The sequence below is a fragment of the Pseudomonas sp. 05T35 genome, assembly GCF_056396605.1.
On sequence record NZ_JBFTLU010000695.1, the window covers coordinates 1 to 1,537 of the forward strand.

2 protein-coding genes are annotated in these 1,537 nt (G+C 43.8%); both read right to left on the reverse strand.

Annotation, left to right across the window (positions count from 1 at the left end; translation table 11 throughout):
- The coding region (locus AC1DH9_RS28950) for a tetratricopeptide repeat protein (RefSeq protein WP_477809313.1) at positions 1–599 on the reverse strand (599 nt) is incomplete at its 3' end.
- Positions 583–1,537 (reverse strand): VgrG-related protein (locus tag AC1DH9_RS28955; protein ID WP_477809314.1); only part of this gene is annotated, 955 nt, incomplete at its 5' end. The genes AC1DH9_RS28950 and AC1DH9_RS28955, both read right to left, overlap by 17 nt.

Here is a 1,537-nt window from a genome sequence, read left to right on the forward strand (position 1 = left end):
TAATCGTTTAACGCCGGAATTACCATACCTGCTAATTTCTTATCCGCCAGCCAATTACTCTGATAGTAACCCGCATAAGGAGCTAGTTCAGCCATAGCCTCCGACTTCATTCCTTTCTTATACAAAAACAGCGAATCTTCGTGAGCAAGATTAATCATTTCCGCGTACACAGACCTATAACCCTTATCATCCCTCTGAACTTCTTTATAAATATTTATCAAGCCACTATCCAAACTACATATCCCGATGTAGTCTACATCACTAATGACTATCGACCCTGTACGTTGCTCAATCGAAACTTTCTTACCTTGTGCCTGCTCATCGTTATAGCTATTAATTCCAGTACTAATAGGCGAGAGTGCACCACTGAACCCACCCTCTATCTTTGTCAAATTTGCCCCAACTACACAATTTCCTGCCGTCGCCTCACCTTGTTCATTACCACCCGCCAGAACGAGCAAGGAAATCTTTCCATCAGACTGTGTTATTGCTGCACTCCCTACTGAAGAGATGTATAGCGATAAATTATTTTGCGCCGTCGAAAAACTGGCAAAAAGTAGCGTAAAAGCCAATACCAGAAAACTAGTAACCACTTTCATTTGTCAAACGCTCCTGTGCTTTGGCCTTTTCTGAAACAAACCTACTAGCCACACCTTCTTGTACCGCAATCGAATTCTTCGAAAAATAATACAGTTGACCATTTTTTTCACCACCAACAATTTTTCTACCCCGCTCATTGTAGATGGCGTCGATCAACTTGGTATCGTAGAGTTTTGTTTCCTCATGGGGTATTCCAATATTACTAATTGCATTTACTATTATTGAGGCGCCCGGTCCCTGCTGAACCGCAGTCGACCACACCACATCATTTATAGTGTGGGAGTGSTATCGCAGATCAATACCAGAATCAGTAATAACTTTTTGTATCTGGACATCGAAGTGCGTTACTTTTATGAACTCATGTTCTACATCTATAAACTCTTGACCTTTAGTGTCAACGAGCTCTCTCCACTTATCAGAAAATGCGCTGGAACCAGGTGTTAATCCGGTGAATTCGCTTGTCCACGGCATACCACTCCAATTCACGAATTTTTTTACCGTTCCTCCATTTATTATTGTACCGTCAGCCAATTTTACTTGACTGGTCATTTGGTAAGATCCGTAGGACACACCACCGGCATCCCCCGCCCCACCGGATATAGTTCTTGAGCCTCGACCACCGGTTTCATAAGTACTTGATAGTCCACCCAGATCAAAGTCTCGCCTTATACGCGAGATGTAGAAATTACCCAAGAGACCTACTGGATGAATGTGCTGCACATTTACATCACCTGTAATTCCATGCTTCCCAACCAACTTATCCCACCAACTCAAACGCTCAATCCGCGCCTTCTCTTCAACCCATCCCTTATGCGGATCCGAGTCGCTATGCCCCATCAACTCATCCAGGGAATCCCACTTTTCTCGCTTATATTGCCACTCGCTCTCGTAGCGTGTGACCATCTGAGAAATAGGTTGAGAGAACCAAGGCTTACCG